At 52.9% G+C, this 18,677-nt stretch carries 14 protein-coding genes; 9 read left to right on the top strand and 5 right to left on the bottom strand.

Going from position 1 to position 18,677, the window contains the following annotated elements; genetic code table 11:
• Positions 1-204: 204 nt before the first annotated feature.
• The 5 genes from ACLJPQ_RS19695 (at position 205) to ACLJPQ_RS19715 (ending at position 5,849) form a co-directional block, all read left to right on the top strand.
• Positions 205-1,938 carry a phosphoethanolamine transferase CptA gene (locus ACLJPQ_RS19695; RefSeq protein WP_080185084.1) on the top strand — a complete coding sequence of 578 codons (1,734 nt, stop codon included), beginning with the start codon at positions 205-207 and terminating at the stop codon, positions 1,936-1,938.
• 160 nt (positions 1,939-2,098) lie between these two features.
• Positions 2,099-2,935, top strand: coding sequence for a helix-turn-helix transcriptional regulator (locus ACLJPQ_RS19700; RefSeq protein WP_000274595.1), 837 nt, complete (start codon positions 2,099-2,101; stop codon positions 2,933-2,935).
• Positions 2,936-3,189: 254 nt separating this feature from the next.
• Entirely contained in the window at positions 3,190-3,852 is a 663-nt protein-coding gene (gene fsa, locus ACLJPQ_RS19705) for a fructose-6-phosphate aldolase (protein WP_000424866.1), read from the top strand.
• An 11-nt stretch (positions 3,853-3,863) separates the two neighbouring features.
• Positions 3,864-4,967 (top strand): glycerol dehydrogenase, encoded by a 1,104-nt coding sequence (locus ACLJPQ_RS19710; RefSeq protein WP_080185083.1) that lies wholly within the window; start codon positions 3,864-3,866, stop codon positions 4,965-4,967.
• A 258-nt stretch (positions 4,968-5,225) separates the two neighbouring features.
• Positions 5,226-5,849 (top strand): DUF1287 domain-containing protein, encoded by a 624-nt coding sequence (locus ACLJPQ_RS19715; protein WP_080185082.1) that lies wholly within the window; start codon positions 5,226-5,228, stop codon positions 5,847-5,849.
• Between the two features lie 57 nt (positions 5,850-5,906).
• Here ACLJPQ_RS19715 and katG read toward each other — a convergent pair whose 3' ends face one another.
• From katG to ACLJPQ_RS19730, 3 genes are all read right to left on the bottom strand, one after another.
• Positions 5,907-8,087 carry a catalase/peroxidase HPI gene (katG, locus tag ACLJPQ_RS19720; protein WP_000108115.1) on the bottom strand — a complete coding sequence of 727 codons (2,181 nt, stop codon included), beginning with the start codon at positions 8,085-8,087 and terminating at the stop codon, positions 5,907-5,909.
• Positions 8,088-8,251: 164 nt separating this feature from the next.
• On the bottom strand, positions 8,252-9,142 hold the full coding sequence (metF, locus tag ACLJPQ_RS19725) for a methylenetetrahydrofolate reductase (protein WP_000007507.1): 891 nt from the start codon (positions 9,140-9,142) through the stop codon (positions 8,252-8,254).
• Between the two features lie 194 nt (positions 9,143-9,336).
• Positions 9,337-10,893, bottom strand: coding sequence for a bifunctional metallophosphatase/5'-nucleotidase (locus tag ACLJPQ_RS19730; protein WP_001728569.1), 1,557 nt, complete (start codon positions 10,891-10,893; stop codon positions 9,337-9,339).
• A gap of 135 nt (positions 10,894-11,028) precedes the next feature.
• On the opposite strand from ACLJPQ_RS19730, the gene ACLJPQ_RS19735 reads away from it, so the two are divergent.
• The 3 genes from ACLJPQ_RS19735 (at position 11,029) to mscS (ending at position 14,246) form a co-directional block, all read left to right on the top strand.
• Positions 11,029-12,153, top strand: a complete 1,125-nt coding sequence (locus ACLJPQ_RS19735; protein ID WP_001134802.1) for a hypothetical protein — start codon at positions 11,029-11,031, stop codon at positions 12,151-12,153.
• Positions 12,154-12,387: 234 nt separating this feature from the next.
• On the top strand, positions 12,388-13,386 hold the full coding sequence (locus ACLJPQ_RS19740) for a hypothetical protein (RefSeq protein WP_079952692.1): 999 nt from the start codon (positions 12,388-12,390) through the stop codon (positions 13,384-13,386).
• A gap of 2 nt (positions 13,387-13,388) precedes the next feature.
• Positions 13,389-14,246: a small-conductance mechanosensitive channel MscS gene (gene mscS / locus ACLJPQ_RS19745; protein WP_000398251.1), complete on the top strand. Its 858-nt coding sequence runs from the start codon at positions 13,389-13,391 to the stop codon at positions 14,244-14,246.
• Between the two features lie 115 nt (positions 14,247-14,361).
• Here mscS and ACLJPQ_RS19750 read toward each other — a convergent pair whose 3' ends face one another.
• Both ACLJPQ_RS19750 and metB read right to left on the bottom strand, forming a co-directional pair.
• Positions 14,362-16,794 carry a bifunctional aspartate kinase/homoserine dehydrogenase II gene (locus ACLJPQ_RS19750; RefSeq protein ID WP_000110805.1) on the bottom strand — a complete coding sequence of 811 codons (2,433 nt, stop codon included), beginning with the start codon at positions 16,792-16,794 and terminating at the stop codon, positions 14,362-14,364.
• Between the two features lie 2 nt (positions 16,795-16,796).
• Positions 16,797-17,957 carry a cystathionine gamma-synthase gene (gene metB / locus ACLJPQ_RS19755; RefSeq protein ID WP_000197213.1) on the bottom strand — a complete coding sequence of 387 codons (1,161 nt, stop codon included), beginning with the start codon at positions 17,955-17,957 and terminating at the stop codon, positions 16,797-16,799.
• A 264-nt stretch (positions 17,958-18,221) separates the two neighbouring features.
• Here metB and metJ point away from each other — a divergent pair, with 264 nt between their 5' ends.
• Positions 18,222-18,539, top strand: coding sequence for a met regulon transcriptional regulator MetJ (gene metJ, locus ACLJPQ_RS19760; RefSeq protein WP_000852811.1), 318 nt, complete (start codon positions 18,222-18,224; stop codon positions 18,537-18,539).
• Positions 18,540-18,677 lie beyond the last annotated feature (138 nt).

The following is an 18,677-nucleotide window of genomic DNA, read 5'->3' on the forward strand; positions in this document are numbered from 1 at the left end:
AAGAAAGCCGCCCTCACGCAGTTATGTGGGGGCGGCATGAAATACTGCTGTCATCCTCGTCATTTTTTCAATATATTCCTGTCTGCATTTTATGCATTTGTAAATCTTTCTTAGCAAAACGTGCGGCATAAAGCAGGTTTGCTTCAGATTCTTTTAAGGTTCAGGCGTTACGTTTGGCGCTACGATTAAAGACAGGCTCTCATTATGCAATCCACATTACTCCAGACTAAACCCGCGTTTAGCTGGAAAGCCCTGGGCTGGGCACTGCTCTACTTTTGGTTCTTTTCCACCCTCCTGCAGGCCATTATTTATCTCACCGGATACAGTGGGACAAACGGTCTGCGGGATTCGCTACTGTACAGCTCACTGTGGCTGATCCCGGTCTTTCTGTTTCCAGGCCGCATCCGGGTTATTGCTGCCGTTATTGGCGTCGTACTTTGGGCCGCCTCGCTGGCGGCGCTGAGCTATTACGTAATCTACGGGCAGGAGTTCTCGCAAAGCGTGCTGTTTGTGATGTTTGAAACCAACGCCAATGAAGCCAGCGAATATTTAAGCCAATATTTCAGTCTGAAAATTGTTCTTGTCGCCCTGGCTTATACGGTAGCGGCGATTCTGCTGTGGACACGTCTGCGCCCGGTTTATATTCCATCCCCCTGGCGCTATCTGGTGTCGTTTGCCCTGCTGTACGGGCTGATCCTCCATCCCATCGCGATGAATACCTTTATCAAGCATAAGTCGATGGAGAAAACGCTGGATAGCCTGGCGTCACGAATGGAACCCGCCGCGCCGTGGCAATTTATTACTGGCTACTATCAGTACCGTTTACAGCTCGCCTCGCTGAATAAACTGCTGAATGAAAACGATGCCCTGCCGCCGCTGGCTAACTTCAAAGACCACTCCGGCGATGCGCCGCGCACGCTGGTACTGGTGATTGGCGAATCGACCCAGCGTGGCCGTATGAGTCTGTACGGTTATCCGCGCGAAACCACGCCGGAACTGGACGCGCTGCATAAAACCGACCCCGGGATGACCGTGTTTAATAACGTGGTAACTTCGCGACCGTACACCATTGAGATTCTGCAACAGGCGCTAACGTTCGCGGACGAAAAGAACCCGGACTGGTATCTGACGAAGCCATCGCTGATGAATATGATGAAACAGGCCGGGTATAAAACCTTCTGGATCACTAACCAGCAGACGATGACGGCGCGTAATACCATGCTGACCGTGTTCTCTAAGCAGACTGATAAGCAGTTCTATATGAACCAGCAGCGCACTCAAAGCGCACGCGAATATGACAGCAACGTGCTGGCGCCGTTTAAAGCGGTGTTAGCCGACCCGGCGCCGAAAAAATTCATTATTGTGCATCTGCTGGGAACGCACATTAAATACAAGTTCCGCTATCCAGAAAACCAGGGCAAGTTTGATGGTAAAACCGACCATGTTCCGCCGGGATTAAGCAGCGACGAACTGGAATCGTATAACGATTACGACAACGCGAACCTGTATAACGACTATGTTGTCGCCAGCCTGATTAAGGACTATAAAGCGACCGATCCGAACGGTTTCCTGCTCTACTTCTCCGATCACGGTGAAGAAGTGTATGACACGCCGCCGCATAAGACGCAGGGACGAAACGAAGATTCGCCAACCCGTCATATGTATACGGTGCCGTTCCTGCTGTGGACCTCAGAGAAATGGCAGGCAGCGCATCCGCGCGACTTCTCACAGGATGTCGATCGTAAGTACAGTAGTTCCGAGCTTATCCATACCTGGTCGGACTTAGCGGGCCTGACCTATGATGGCTACGACCCGACGCGTTCCATCACCAACCCGCAGTTCAAAGAGACCACGCGCTGGATTGGCAACCCGTATAAGAAAAACGCGCTGATTGATTATGATACGTTGCCGTATGGCGATCAGGTCGGTAATCAATAGCCTGTATGTTGCCCGATAACGCTAACGCTTATCGGGCCTGGCGTTCTTCTCTCCCGTAGTCCGGATAAGGCGCAAAGCGCCGCTATCCGGCAATAATCGCTTGAGGACATCGGTTTTCGACGTTACTGTTTCCTCTGTTTGCGATCGGCAGGGGATTATCATGTATCACGACGTCAGCCACCTTCTCTCCCGTCTCATCAACGGCCCGCTGCCGCTGCGCCAGATTTATTTTGCCAGCGCCAGCGGCCCAGCGCCGGAACTGGCGTACCAGGTGGATTTTCCGCGGCTGGAGATTGTGCTGGAGGGCGAGCTTACTGACATGAGCATTACCGCCCCGCTCATTCCTTGCGATGTTCTCTACGTTCCGGCTGGCGGCTGGAACATCCCGCAATGGCAAACGCCCGTCACCACCCTGAGCATTCTGTTTGGCAAACAGCAGTTAGGTTTCAGCGTGGTCCACTGGGACGGTCAGCAGCATCAAAACCTCACGAAACAGCACGTTGCGCGCCGCGGCCCGCGTATCGGCTCTTTCCTGTTACAAACGCTTAATGAGATGCAGATGCAGCCGCAAGAGCAGCAAACGGCCAGATTGATTGTCGCCAGCCTACTAAGCCATTGCCGCGATCTGCTCGGCAGCCAAATCCAGACCGCCTCCCGCAGCCGCGCGCTTTTTGAAGCCATTCGGGAGTATATTGATGAACGCTACGCCGCGCCGTTGACGCGCGAATCGGTAGCACAGGCGTTTTATATCTCGCCAAATTACCTCTCGCACCTGTTCCAGAAAACGGGAGCCATCGGCTTTAACGAATACCTGAACCATACGCGACTGGAACACGCCAAAACGTTATTGAAGGGTTATGACCTGAAAGTGAAGGAGGTGGCGCACCGCTGCGGCTTTGTCGACAGTAACTATTTCTGCCGCCTGTTTCGCAAAAATACGGAACGCTCGCCGTCGGAGTATCGCCGCCAGTATCACAGCCAGCTAACGGAGAAATAATCCACACGCCAGTAAAGAGAATACAGTAGATAAAACGCGCATTTACTGGATTATTGTAATATCAATGCAAAAACCTCACTCTCCCACATGGCATACAACAGCACGTTATACGTTAATCATCACCAACTTGTGAAGTAAATCACACTTTACCAAGAGCATCACATTTGTCCAGTTTTTGGCAGATTTGTCACATAGCGCATCCGGGGCACGCTCCTTTATCCTGTCCATAACGAAAACTCACGAAGAGAAAGACTATGGAACTCTATCTGGATACCGCTAACGTGGCGGAAGTTGAACGTCTGGCGCGCATTTTCCCGATTGCCGGCGTCACCACCAATCCAAGCATTGTGGCAGCCAGCAAAGAATCTATCTGGGATGTGCTACCCAGGCTGCAAAACGCCATCGGCGAAGAAGGCACTTTATTTGCGCAGACCATGAGCCGCGACGCGAAAGGGATGGTGGAAGAAGCCAAACGACTGAATAACGCCATCCCCGGCATTGTGGTGAAAATTCCGGTGACCGCCGAAGGTCTTGCAGCGATTAAATTGCTGAAAAAAGAAGGCATCGTGACGCTGGGCACCGCCGTCTACAGCGCGTCGCAGGGCCTGCTGGCGGCGCTGGCGGGCGCAAAATATGTCGCTCCCTACGTCAACCGCGTTGATGCGCAGGGCGGCGATGGCATTCGTATGGTTCAGGAGCTGCAAACGCTACTGGAGCATCACGCGCCCGACAGCATGGTACTGGCGGCCAGCTTTAAAACGCCGCGGCAGGCGCTGGATTGCTTACTGGCAGGTTGCCAGGCGATTACCCTTCCTTTAGATGTAGCGCAACAAATGCTCAATACGCCTGCGGTAGAGTCAGCAATAGAGAAGTTTGAGCAAGACTGGAAAAACGCTTTTGGTAATCTGAACCTGTAGGAGAGAAATGTATGGATCGCATTATTCAGTCACCAGGTAAGTATATTCAGGGTGCAAACGTCATCGCGCGTCTTGGCGATTATTTAAAACCAATGGCGAACAACTGGCTGGTTGTGGGCGATAAATTCGTGCTGGGATTTGCCGAAGAGACGCTGCGCAAAAGCCTGACGGATGCCGGTTTGTCAGTAGAAATCGCCCCGTTTGGCGGCGAATGTTCGCAAAATGAGATCGACAGGCTGCGCGCCGTCGCCGAGAAAAGTCAGTGTGGCGCCGTACTGGGTATCGGCGGCGGTAAAACGCTGGATACCGCCAAAGCGCTGGCGCACTTTATGAACGTCCCGGTCGCTATCGCGCCGACCATCGCCTCTACCGACGCACCGTGCAGCGCGCTCTCGGTTATTTATACCGATGCCGGTGAGTTTGACCGTTATCTGCTGCTGCCGCATAACCCGAATATGGTCATTGTCGATACGCAGATAGTGGCGGGCGCGCCGGCGCGTCTGCTGGCAGCCGGTATCGGCGATGCGCTGGCGACCTGGTTTGAAGCGCGCGCCTGCTCACGCAGCGGCGCCACCACAATGGCGGGCGGCAAGTGTACACAGGCCGCGCTGGCGCTGGCGGAGCTATGCTATAACACGCTGATCGAAGAAGGCGAAAAAGCCATGTTGGCCGCCGAACAGCACGTCGTCACGCCAGCGCTGGAACGCGTCATCGAAGCCAACACCTACCTGAGCGGGGTCGGTTTTGAAAGCGGCGGTCTGGCCGCAGCGCACGCGATTCATAACGGTTTAACGGCGATTCCGGATGCGCACCACTATTATCACGGTGAGAAGGTCGCTTTCGGTACGCTGACGCAACTGGTGCTGGAAAACGCGCCGGTCGAAGAAATCGAAACCGTTGCGGCGCTGTGCCATTCCGTTGGCCTGCCGATTACGCTGGCGCAACTGGATATTAAACAGGATATCCCGGCCAAAATGCGCACCGTCGCGGAAGCCTCCTGCGTAGAAGGTGAAACTATTCATAACATGCCTGGCGGCGCAACGCCGGATGAAGTGTACGCCGCGCTGCTGGTCGCCGACCAGTACGGTCAACGCTTCTTGCAGGAATGGGAATAAGGTCTGAGCAATACTCCTGACGATAGTCAGGAGTATTTCAGCTTGCTGACCCAACAGAATTCATTTGCCGAATATCGACACAGGCGCCTTATCTGGCCTTGTTATCCAATCATCCAGGCCGGGTAAGCGAAGCGCCATCATCAGGTATTCCATAGCCTGGAATCAGTCCATTTTGTCCTGAAATAGACTTTTTTGTCACGCACCATTCTCTCCGCGGAAAGTCAAATGACGTACTGACACACTTCACGGACGAAGAAGATGAAATTCGCACGGGCGCTTATCGGTATTCTTGCTGCTTTTTTTATTAGCCATATCTCTCATCATTCGCCACGCTCTGATACCAGACCAATAACCGTTCAGGCGCAAACTAATGCTGCAATCGCCCAAAGTGCCGGGACGCAAATAGGTAAGACGCTATTTTATGATGCTGCCTATGTTCGTCTGGATTATCCGAATGGCGATCTTCCGCTGGAGCGTGGCGTATGTGCAGATGTCGTCATCCGCGCGCTGCGCAGTCAGCAGGTTGATTTACAGAAACGGGTACATGAAGACATGCAGTCGCATTTCTCTGCCTACCCGAATAACTGGAAGCTGAAACGCCCGGACAGCAATATCGACCATCGCCGCGTTCCGAATCTGGAAACCTGGTTCCAGCGCCACAACAAAGCGTTGCCGGTGACAGATAAATATAGCGATTATCAACCGGGAGATATTGTCTCCTGGCGACTGGATAACGGCCTTGCGCATATTGGCGTGGTGTCCCTGAACGTCACGCCTGAAGGGGTGCCGCTGGTTGTGCATAACATAGGCGCGGGAGCACAGGAGGAAGATGTATTATTTAACTGGAAAGTAACGGGGCATTTTCGTTATTTTTCGCATTAAACGCGGAAAACGTCAGCGACTACCGAATAGCAGCCGCTGACGAATTAACCTATCAGATTATTGCAGATCGAAACGGTCCAGGTTCATCACTTTCACCCATGCCGCGACGAAGTCCTTCACAAACTTCTCGTGCGCATCGCTACACGCGTAAACTTCCGCCAGCGCGCGCAGTACGGAGTTGGAACCAAACACCAGATCGGCGCGGGTCGCCGTGTATTTCACCTCGCCAGTCAGACGATCCCGGCCTTCGAACAGCTCATTAGCGTCGTCGGTGGGCTTCCACTCGTAACGCATATCCAGCAGATTAGCGAAGAAGTCTGTACTGAGCACGCCCGGTCTGTCGGTAAAGACACCGTTCTGGCTGCCGTCAAAGTTGGTTCCCAGCACACGCATCCCGCCAACCAGTACCGTCATTTCCGGCGCGGTCAACGTTAACTGCTGCGCTTTATCAATCAACAGCGATTCGGTCGTCGACACATCCAGACGCGCACGATAGTTACGGAATCCATCGGCAATCGGTTCAAGCAGCGAGAACATCTCGATGTCGGTCTGATCCTGACGCGCATCCACCCGGCCCGGCGCAAAAGGTACGCTGATGCTGACACCCGCAGCAGCGGCCGCCTGCTCGATACCGACCACGCCCGCCAGCACAATAATATCGGCCAGCGAGGCTTTATTCGTCGTTTTCTGGATCTCTTCTAATACCGGCAGAACGCGAGCCGCAACGGCGTTGACCTCCCAGTCGCGCTGAGGCGCTAATGCCAGACGCGCGCCGTTAGCGCCGCCACGCTTATCGCCGCCGCGGAAAGTAGACGCGGATGCCCAGGCAACCGAAACCATCTCGCTAATAGAAAGCCCGGATGCAGCGATCGCCGCTTTCAGGTTGATAATGTCTTCCTGCGTTGGCTGGTAGAGCGGTTGCGGCAACGGGTCCTGCCAGATCAGATCTTCTTTCGGCACTTCCGGTCCGATGTAACGCGCTTTTGGTCCCATATCTCTGTGCGTCAGTTTGAACCAGGCACGAGCAAAGGCTTCATTAAAGGCCTGCGGATCGTTAAGGAAACGACGGGAAATCTTCTCGAACTCCGGATCAAAACGCAGCGTCAGGTCGGTGACCAGCATGGTTGGCTTACGTTTTTTCGACGGATCGAACGGGTCCGGGATGATGTCCGGCGCGTCTACCGCTTCAAACTGGATAGCGCCAGCCGGACTACGGGTTTGTACCCACTCATATTTGAACAGGTTCTCGAAGAAATAGTTGCTCCACTGGGTCGGCGTCTGCGTCCAGACCACTTCCAGCCCGGAGGTGATAGCATCCGCGCCAACGCCGCTACCATAGCTGCTGGCCCAACCTAAGCCCTGCGCTTCAATCGGCGCGGCTTCCGGATCGGCCCCTACATGGGATGCCGCTGCCGCGCCGTGGGTTTTACCGAGGGTATGCCCGCCAGCGATCAACGCCACGGTTTCTTCGTCGTTCATCCCCATATTGCCAAAGGTAGCGCGAATAGCGGCGGCGGCAGAAAGTGGTTCGCCGCTGTGATCCGGCCCTTCCGGGTTAACGTAGATAAGGCCCATCTCGGTCGCGCCCAGCGGCGCTTTTGCCAGCGCTTCAGGGTGTCGGTGAGTCAACCAGGCTTTTTCATCGCCCCAGTTCACATCCAGATCCGGCTCCCAGACATCTTCACGCCCGGCGCCGAAACCGAAGGTACGGAAGCCGGAGTTTTCCAGCGCCACGTTACCCGCCAGAATAAACAGGTCAGCCCAGGAAATTTTCTGGCCATATTTCTGCTTAATCGGCCACAACAAACGACGCGCCTTATCGAGGCTGACGTTATCCGGCCAGGAGTTAAGCGGCGCAAAACGCTGTTGACCACGACCCGCGCCGCCACGACCATCAATAGAACGGTAGGTGCCAGCGCCATGCCAGGCCATACGAATAAACAAACCGACATAGCTGCCCCAGTCGGCGGGCCACCACGGTTGTGAATCGGTCAGCAGCGCCTTGAGATCCCCTTTCAGGGCGGAGTAGTCTAACTTGCTAAACTCTTTGCGGTAGTCAAAGTCTTCACCCAGCGGGTTAGAACGGTTGGAATGTTGATTCAAAAGATCCACGCGAAGCTGGTTCGGCCACCAGTCGCGGCTGGCAGTCCCTGCGCCTGCGCTTCGGTCATGCCCCCCCTGATGGAAAGGACATTTTCCAGTGGATAACGTGTTATGGGTATCGTCGGTCGTGCTCATATCTCAGCTCCCTTTTAAAGTGTTACCGTTACGATATACACCAGGAGCAAATAGATATAGTTGAATTAATCCACAGATTCGATAGCTAATACCTTTTATATTTTTAGTTACAGAGATGTAGATCAATATGAGTTGTAATAAAGCTCCCGGCAGGGAGCTGGAGGTTATAAACCCGGTCTTACGCCCAACGTGTGGCAAATGGCATAACTCATTTCCGCACGATTCAACGTGTAGAAGTGGAAATCCTTCACTCCTTCGCGACTTAAAATTTTCACCATGTCCATCGCAATGTTAGCGCCCACCAGCTTGCGGGTTTCTGCGTCATCATCCAGACCCTCAAACATCAGTGACATCCAGGACGGAATGCGGACATTGGTCATATCGGCAAATTTTTTCGCCTGTTTAAAGTTAGACACCGGTAAAATGCCGGGAATAATTTCTACGTCGATACCGGCGGAAACACAGCGGTCGCGAAAACGCAGGTAGCTTTCCACATCGAAGAAAAATTGGGTTATCGCGCGGTTAGCGCCAGCATCCACTTTACGCTTCAGATTAAGCAGATCGGCCTGCGCGCTTTTCGCTTCCGGATGTACCTCCGGATAGGCCGCTACTGAAATATCGAAATCGGCCACCTCTTTGAGCAAACCAACCAGATCGGCGGCGTACATCTCCGGCTTACCGCTGCCCGGCGGCAAATCGCCGCGCAAAGCGACAATGTGGCGGATACCGTTATTCCAGTAGTCGCGGGCAATGGTACGCAGTTCATCGCGCGTGGCGTCAATACAGGTAAGGTGCGGCGCGGCCTCAAGCCCAGTACGCTCTTTAATGCCTTTAATAACGCTATGAGTGCGGTCGCGTTCCCCGGAGTTGGCGCCATACGTTACCGAAACAAACTTCGGTTTCAGACTGCTCAGGCGATCGATGGAGTTCCACAGGGTTTGCTCCATTTCACTGGTGCGCGGCGGGAAAAATTCAAACGAAACGTTAATCTGACCCTGTACTTCCGCCAGGCTCTGATTCAGGGCTTCCCGCTGGTTGGCGTGAAAAAAGCTCATACCTTACCTCATCAATCGCATGTTATTATTTGTTGTGTTGTAAACATCTATCCGTTTAGACGTCCAGATGTAAAAATGACGGAAAAGCGGAAGGACGTCAACTGAAAAATCACGCCAAAGAATGAGGAATATTCAGCAAAGTTGAATTTTCTTCATGTCACGCCGCGACACTGAACGCGCCGCGGCAGGGGAAATTACTTCTTCACATCCGCAACGCGCATCCCTTTGAGCTGCTCATCCGTGATGGTGTTGCCCGCCTTAAAGTAATCAACTATCGCATTCGACACATAGTAGCCGCCGGAGGTGTTCCGCGCCTGGCCTTCCGTGAACGCCGCAAAACCGTCGCCGCCGTCGGCAAGGAAGCTATTGGTAGCGATGTGATAAACCGTAGCATCGTCAATCGGCTTGCCATTGAGCGTCAGCACGGTAACCCGCTGGCCGATAGGTTTGCTGCTGTCATACTTCATCTCCAGCCCTTTAGACACCTGCAATACGCCGTTGCTTAATCCAGCGCCATGCTCCATCAGGCTGCGCAATTGTTTACCGGTTAAATCCATCGTGACCAGTTCATTAGGGAACGGGAAGGTACTGATTACCGCACCCATCGTCACCGCGCCAGCCGGGATTTCGTTGCGGATACCGCCAGAGTTAGTAAGCGCTAACTGGGTGTCTTTCCCCGCCGTAAAAAGCAGTGCATCCGCCGCCAGATTCCCCAGCGACGACGATTCGCCATACGCGCGCGTTAACTCGACCGGCGACTGGGCCACCGTTTGCTGCACGACTTTATCGAGCTTTTTGTTCCAGCCGTCGATCACCTGTTTCGTTTGCGGATCGGGCTTCCACTCATCAGCAAAAATGGTCTTCAGCTCGAAGTTCTTCACCGTAAAGTGGTGTGGTTTCTCTTTGTAATCCAGCACCAGTTTACCCACATCAATACCGCCGCTGTCCGTTGAGAGGATCAGCGTATTACCGACTTTAATCGGTTCCGGCGTACCGACATGCGCGTGGCCGGTAATCAAAATATCCAGCCCTTTTACCTGACTTGCGGTCTGAATATCTTTATCCAGCGCGCGTCGCACATCGGTATTTCCCATGCTGGACTGGCGGGCCGGGGTGCCTTCGTGAATCAGCGCCACGGTCAGATCGACTTTACCTTTAAGTTCATCAATGTAACGTTGCAGCCACTTAATCTCATCGCGTGCCTCAATGCCCACGCGCGTCGCGGCGGATACCGTATCATTAAAAGCAAAGACACCGTGTAAGCCGATTACGCCAATCTTGACGCCATCTTTTTCAACAATGGTGTACGGCTTATCCCAGAAGGATTTACTGCTGTCCTCATAAAAAATATTGCCCTGCACGATAGGGAATTTTGCCCGGCTCAGTTGCAACAATGTATTGTCCCAGCCATGATCGAACTCATGATTACCGATAGTGGCAGCGTCATACTGCATGGTATTCAAAATATCGATAATCGCTTTACCCTTCGTCAGGCTGCTGATATACGGTCCGGTAAAGTAATCTCCGGCATCAAAAAACCACGTCGCCTTATTTTTGGCTTTTTCCTGCTTCACCAACGTAGTGATATTGGCCCAACCGCCAATATCGCGTTTACCGTCAGCAATCCACGGCACTTTATAAGGCTCCACATGGGCGTGTAGATCGTTGGTGTAAATAATGGTGACATCTTTGGCGCAGGCCCAGAACGGCAGCGTGAACAAAATACTGGCTGCAAGCAGTTTTACTTTCATAAATAAGTCCCTTTCAGTCATATAAAGATTCGCTACGTTACGTTCTGAAAGGTTTTTTTATGTGAGAGTCCTCACACCCGCGTACCGTTTTATGAAGGCAGAATCAACGACCTGCCAAAATCGTTGGTAAAATGTATGCCGCCTCTGTTCACCATTAATGCCTGCAAAAGCGCTGGTTGTCGCAATCTTGGGCTGCCTGACTCGCCGGATTATGTGTGGCCGGACTATCGCCTGGGTTATCCGGCATTGCATTGTCGAGCCTGCGGCAGTTATCCGCCGCTCTTCAACGAGGGGGAATTTCGCCGCTGGGCGTCTGCTTATATCGCGCAATATGCCAAAGAGCATGGTCACTTTTGTCCCGACTGCTATCAAAAAACATGGATTCGCTATGGACGTAATCCCGGCGGAACGCAGCGACTTCAGTGCCAGTACTGTAAGAAAGTCTGGACGCCAAAAAAGCACGCGCTGAATGTCGCCGAAACGCCGGAACAGATTTGCAGTATTCCGCTGCTCGTACCGTTTCAGGGAGCGAATGCCTTCCAACAATTGTACTTTTTATTCAGTTTTGACGCTGTTCGCGGCAATGTTCTTCACCTTTCCAGCAATTTCACGTTACTTTCTGCCGGAAAGAGTTTGCATTACCACTGGAAAGGAATTGCGCCGCCCGAGGGTGAGGATGGCGATATTATTCACCGTATCGCCATTAAAGAACGGCAATTTTTACAGCGCAGCCAGTTCGATGAGATTCAGTATGGCCCGGCGGCGCTTAAACGTAACGCGCAAGGGACAATACTTCGCCCGGTCATTACGGCGCATGGTCATTTTCGGGTGCTGAAAAACCGCTTTCCTGATGTCACGACACACATCATTGCCCATGAGTGTTTTTTGCGCGGCGCGGTCATTACGGCATGGGCGGAGCGGTTTCGCCAGCGTCTCTCCTCGCTGTGGTTCGTTGAGGAAGAGATAAACGATGACGATTGCCGCGCAGAGTGGCAACTGTTAGGCAAAACATGGCAGGGATGGTGGCAAAATCAGTGGCAACTCTGGGGGCAAGGTCACAACCGCAAAATGGTCTGTTCGTTAACCGGTTCCCACTTAGAACAAGGTGTCGCCGTTAATCTGGCGGCCAGTCGCCGCTTTGTTACCTGGCTATGGCAACAACCTGAATTCCAGCAAAGCGCTCACTATTCCGCCAAACGCGTCACGCAAATTCTGTATTTGCTGACGGAAAAATATAACTCACAATGGAATCACATTTAACCCAATGATGTAATGCCACGCATAAAAAATCACAGATTATCATTCAGAAGGCGCTATAGATTTAATCACCTCACATCCTGCTTTTATACGCTGAAAAAGAATAGAACTATTTGATAAAATGGCCCTTCGTTTTAAGTTAAAATCGGCTATAAACGTTATTCACATAATCAATATTTATTATCAATTTAAATAGTTCTATACATTCTTATTTTCTATGGAAAACAAGGGATAAATATGGAAATTACTTTACCGTCAATGTCAGATAAAAAATGGACCTGCGCCGATCTCCTGAGTAGCTATCGATTCTGGGGGATCACTTTTTTCTTTTTGGTGCTCTCTTTTATCAGTTCGCTGGGATCGTCGTATGGTGTTTATTTTTGGAGTAAATCACTGTCTATTCCAGCCGATCGTATTGGTGTTATTCTCGTTTGCGGCCAACTGGGATACCTCCTGGGTATGGTTGCCAGCTGGTTTGTCTGCCGTATAAAAAATTGTTACCCCTTCTACTTTGTTGCGCTCCTGTTAATCATTGGCGTGGTCTGTTCCTTCTGCATAAATGGCCCGTCTGACGTAGTCAGGCTTATCATAGCGCAGTTTTTAATTAATCTGGGTATGGGGATCGTAACGCTGTTAGTCCCCATGCTGCTTTTCAGCGCTATCGGCAGTGCTCAGACATTTGTTATTTTATTTAGCCTCTGCTTACTGTTCAAATTTATCATCGCTGGCTATCTGTCTATATTTATATACTCAATTCCTTATATAGGAATAATCGTAATTACTTTAGCGGTTATCGCGCTTTTGCTACTATTACCGCTCAAAAAAGAACTTTTCTATATTGCACCGCCCAAAAGGTTCTCATCAACCCAGCGACCTGAGTGCGCAGAACCCGTTGTTGTCGCATTATTGGCCTTTTTCATTCCATTTTATATTATTTATTGGTTCTTCAGAATTCACCGGGAAATGCAATTTGTGGCGCCTTCGCCCCGACTCATGACCGCATGTGGCGCGGGATGGCTGTCAGCAATTATGCCGTTTGGCACAGCCATATTGTGTCTGACGCTTAGCGATGAAATCCGCGCTCTGCTGGCGAATAAAAACGAAGATGGCGGAATACGAACCGGCTGGACACTATTCTGGGCGTTACTGCTGCCACCCGTCGGCGCGGCGATTATCCAGGCAAAAATGAACCGTTTTATTACCGCTAATACCGCAGATACTGCTGACAGAGGATAAACATGGAAGGTTTTGAGTTATTTCCAAAAATTAAAGGCGCGATCAAATGGATGGCCGAGCACAGTGACTCGGTAATTCATTTTGGCTGGAATGTTGTTGCCGCCATCATTCTACTTTTCATCGGTAAGTTAATAGCTCGCTTACTATCGAGGGGGCTGGAAAAGTTACTTCTCAGGCGGCAAGTGGATGCCACTATTGTCCACTTTTTCTCCGCGCTGGTTCGCTACATCACAATAGCTTTCACGGCAGTAGCCGCTCTTGGCCGTGTCGGTATAGAAACCTCCTCAATTATTGCCGTTATCGGCGCGGCGGGTTTAGCCATTGGCCTGGCGTTGCAAGGGTCACTTTCCAACTTTGCCGCAGGCGTACTGCTTGTCTCCCTGCGCCCTTTCCGCGCCGGGGAAATTGTACAAATTGGCCTGGTTATCGGCACAGTAGAAAAGGTCCATATTTTCTCCACCACTCTGCTCACTGCGGATAGCAAAGAAGTTGTCATCCCGAATGGTAAAATTATTGCTGATAATATTATCAACTATTCACGACACCCCTATCGACGTATTGATCTGATTATTGGCGTGGATTACCAAAGCCGTATTGCTGACGTAAAAAGCGTGATACATCGTATTATTGAACAAGATCATCGCATTGATAAAACCCGCGATATTACGGTCCGCCTGGGCGAACTTGCGCCCTCTAGCCTGAATTTCTATGTTCGCGTATGGGTGCCCAACGCTCAGTACTGGAGTACTTACTACGATCTTCTGGAAAATATCAAGGAAGCAATGGATGAAAACGGCATCAATATTCCTTACCCCCGGATGGATGTCCGGGTTGAGAATGTAAAAAGCATCACGCCATAATGTTTCGTCAGCAATCGGATGGCGCTTCGTATATCAGTATCTACAGAATGACTGCATAACGTATTGATGAGGGAGCGAAGCGCAACCCGGCGCTTCGCTCACGAACTTGCCTTTATTACAGCAACTGCGCCAGGCGGTTGATATCCGACTGAATCGCCCCGGCGGTCACATCGCGGCCCGCGCCCGGCCCACGGATCACCAGCGGGTTATCGCGATACCAGCGGCTTTCAATAGCAAAGACATTATCGCACGGCAGCAGCGCCGCCAGCGGATGTTCCGGACGCACCGCTTCAACGCCGACGCGCGCTTTGCCATTGGCGTCGAAACGCGCCACGTAACGCAACACCAGCCCCAGTTCGCGGGCTGCCTCCAGACGCTGCACCATCTGTTCATTCAGCGCGTCGCCGTTTTCGAAAAAGTGATCGATAGACCCTTCTTCACAATGCGCCGGCACCAACGATTCTACACGCACCTGATCCGGCTCGATGTCGTATCCCGCCTCGCGCGCCAGAATCACCAGCTTACGCATGACATCTTTTCCGGAAAGATCGACGCGCGGATCGGGTTCCGTCAGCCCCTGCTGCCAGGCCTGATCCACCAGATCGGTAAACGGCACCGTACCGTCAAATTGCAGGAACAGCCAGGATAGCGTCCCGGAGAAGATCCCGCTGATCGAGAGAATCGTATCGCCGCTGTCAATCAGATCCCGCACCGTGTGGTTGATCGGCAACCCCGCGCCCACGGTGGCGTTATACAGCCAGTAACGCCCGGTTTTTTCAAACGCGTCATGAATCTGGCGATACTTATCGCTGGCGCTTGCGCCCGCCAGTTTATTGGCGCTAATCACATGAAAACCGTGGCTGGCGAAATCCAGATACTGATCGGCCAGTTGCTCGCTTGCTGTCACATCCAGCACCACTAAATCATCATACGGATGCGCACGCATCCACAGGAATAGCGACTCTTCGTCCTGCTCAACGGCTTCATCATCAAAGAATGCCAGCGCGCGGCTGGCGTCCAGCCCTTCATAATTCAACAGGCTACGGCGGCTATCCACCACGCCCGCCAGCACAAATTCAAAACCAGTACGCGCGGAAAGCGTGCTTTGTTCACGGGCAAATAGTTCCAGCCAACGGGAACCGATGTTCCCCTTGCCGAACAGCATCAGGCCAATACGTTTTTCGGCGCGGAAAACCGACTGATGCAGCCCCTGAATCAGGCTCTCAGTCGGGCCGGTACGCAGCACCGCCACCAGACTGATGCCCTCCTCCGACTGCCAGGTAAATTCCACTGGCTGACCTTTAAGCTGCTGCCAGAAGCGATGGCAGTGTAGTGGATTACGAGTGACGCCCGCACCGACCATCGCCACCAGCGCCAGCCCCTGTCGCAGGCGCAATTCGCCCGGCAGCCCGACATCGTCGAGGAGTTTCAGTACACTATCCGCTACCTCGGCGGTATAGCAGAACTGCAATAGCTGGCGATCGCGATGCACGCCCACCGCCAGCGGACGCGCCTGCGCCCGTTTTAAAATGTGGTCGAGCTCTTTATGCGCCAGCCTGAAATCCTGGCTGGCGGGCACCTGAAACTCAATCAGACAGATATCATCGTGACTGGTCACGATACGCGCGCCCGTCCCGGAAGCCAGCACTCGTTCAATTCGGGTTGACCCTTGATCCGGCGTGTAGCTACAGCGCAACTGCAAATCGATATCGCTGCCGGACACTGGCTGTAGCGTGCGGGCGTGCAGAACAGGCGCCGCCAGACGCGCCAGCTCGCTGGCTTCGTCCAGACGCAGCAACGGCAGCAGGCAGGCATCTTTCACTTTGCGCGGGTCGGCGCTATAAACGCCCGCGACATCGCTCCAGATGGTCACGCGGGAAACGCCCGCCAGCGCGCCGATTTGCGTGGCGGAATAGTCGGAACCGTTCCGGCCTAACAGGACCGTTTCGCCGTCGTGATTGCGGCTGATAAAGCCGGTCACGACCAGACGTTTGCCAGGATGCTGCGCCAGTAGCTGTTGCAATAAAGGATAAGATAGCCCTTCATCAACCTGCGGCTGTGCGGCGCGTTCGGCGCGTAAAAATGCGCGCGCGTCCAGCCAGGCGGCATCCAGCCCCTGCTGATTCAGGACGGCGGACATCAATCTCGCCGACCAAATTTCGCCGTGTCCGACGATCTCAGCATAGACGGCATCCGTTACGCCGCCGTCGAGCAAGGCGGCAAGACGTTCCAGATCGCTGATAAAAGCGCTGGTTAAGTCATCTGCCGCGTCGGCGGGAAGCAGCCCGCTAATCAGATCGCACTGGTAGCGGCGTAACGTCTGTAATACCTGATGCGCAGAAAGGCGATCGGTCTGGCTTAACTTGAGCCAGCTAATCAACTGGTTGGTGGTACTGCCTGCGGCGGACACTACCATCATATCGTCAGGCTGCGAATACTCCGCCATAATGCCTGCGACACGCAGGTAACACTTCACATCCGCCAGACTACTGCCGCCAAATTTATGCAGTTGACGACCTTTCGCCCCTGCCTGCGCAATCACACTCATGTTTACCCCTTGTTTGCAGCCCGGAAGCCATTTTCCAGGTCGGCAATTAAATCTTCGCCATCTTCAATACCGGTGGAGATACGCAGTAGCGTTTCGGAGATCCCGGCGGCGGCACGCGCCTGCGGCGACATACCGGCATGCGTCATGGTGGCGGCGTGAGAGATCAAACTTTCCACTCCCCCTAAAGATTCCGCCAGCGTAAACAGCGACAGCCCGCCCAGAAAACGACGCAGCGTCTCCTCATCCCCATCCAGTTCAAAACTCAACATTGCGCCAAAGCCTTTTTGCTGGCGCGCGGCAATTTCATGCCCCTGATTTTCCGGCAGCGACGGGTGATACAGTTTTTTCACCAGCGGCTGGGTTTGCAGATATTTCACAATCGCCTGCGCGTTGCGCTGTGCCAGCTCCATACGCGGCACCAGAGTTCGCAAACCGCGCAGCAGCAGATAGCTATCAAACGCCCCGCCAGTGACGCCAATATTATTCGCCCACCACGCCAGTTCAGTGACCATTTCCGGATCTTTAGCAATCACCACGCCGGCCACGACATCCGAATGACCGTTGAGATATTTCGTGCATGAATGCAACACCAGATCGGCACCCAACGCCAGCGGATTTTGCAGCGCCGGGCTTAAAAACGTGTTATCAACGACGCTCACTGCGCCCGCCTCGCGCGCCAGCCGACAGATTTTCGCAATATCCACCACGCGTAACAATGGATTACTTGGACTTTCTACCAGTACCAGCTTCGGTTTTTCTTCCAGCGCCGCCTGTAAGGCGCGTTCATCGCCCTGATCGACAAACCGCACACGATAACAGCCGCGTGTCGCCAGACTGTCAAACAGACGATAACTGCCGCCGTAGCAATCATGCGGCGCGACCAGCAGATCGCCCGGCTTGAGGAAAACGGTGGTGACCAGATGAATCGCCGACATGCCGGTATTCGTCAATACCGCGCCCGCGCCGCCTTCCAGTTCCGCTAATGCGCGCTGAACAACATCACGCGTGGGATTACCGCGGCGGGAATAATCATGCGCGCGCGGCTCATTGAAACCGGTAAAGTTATAGGTGCTGGAGAGATGGATCGGCGGCACAACGCAGCCGTATTGCTCGTCGTCGTTTAATCCGCTACGCACTGCGATAGTGGCCTGTTTACGCGTCATATGAAGATATTCCTGGCTGAGTCGGTGAAAGTCAGGCCACAGATTAACCACTACCAAGATAGACGTCAATACATCTGGACATCTAAACTTCTTTGCGTATAGATTGAGCAAACCGCAAATAGCCGTTAAAATTATATGCATTAGCGCACATCTGCGACCGCTAACTTCGTGTCAGGGCCGCGCCACTACGGTAAACTACGCGCGATTATGGTCCGGGCTCAGGTTCAGACCTCAATATTAATGACGAAGAGGATTAAGTATCTCATGGCTGAATGGAGCGGCGAATATATCAGCCCATACGCTGAGCACGGTAAGAAGAGTGAGCAAGTCAAAAAAATTACGGTTTCCATTCCTCTGAAGGTGTTAAAAATCCTCACCGATGAACGTACGCGTCGTCAGGTGAACAACCTGCGCCACGCCACCAACAGCGAGCTGTTGTGTGAAGCATTTCTGCACGCCTTTACCGGGCAACCCTTGCCGGATGATGCCGATCTGCGAAAAGAGCGCAGCGATGAAATCCCGGAAGCGGCAAAAGAGATCATGCGTGAGATGGGGATTGACCCGGAAACGTGGGAATACTAATAGCAAAGCATGCGGTCAGAACGCCTCTGGCCGCGCTTTTTTAACGATTCCCCCTGTACGCGGCTATCTCCGACATTTTTCTAAACGTTCATCTTCCCGAATAGCCCTCGATAGATAAATTTGTCAGACATGATAAGT

The organism is Salmonella sp. SAL04213 (genome assembly GCF_046550535.1).
GTDB classification, from domain to species: domain Bacteria; phylum Pseudomonadota; class Gammaproteobacteria; order Enterobacterales; family Enterobacteriaceae; genus Salmonella; species Salmonella enterica.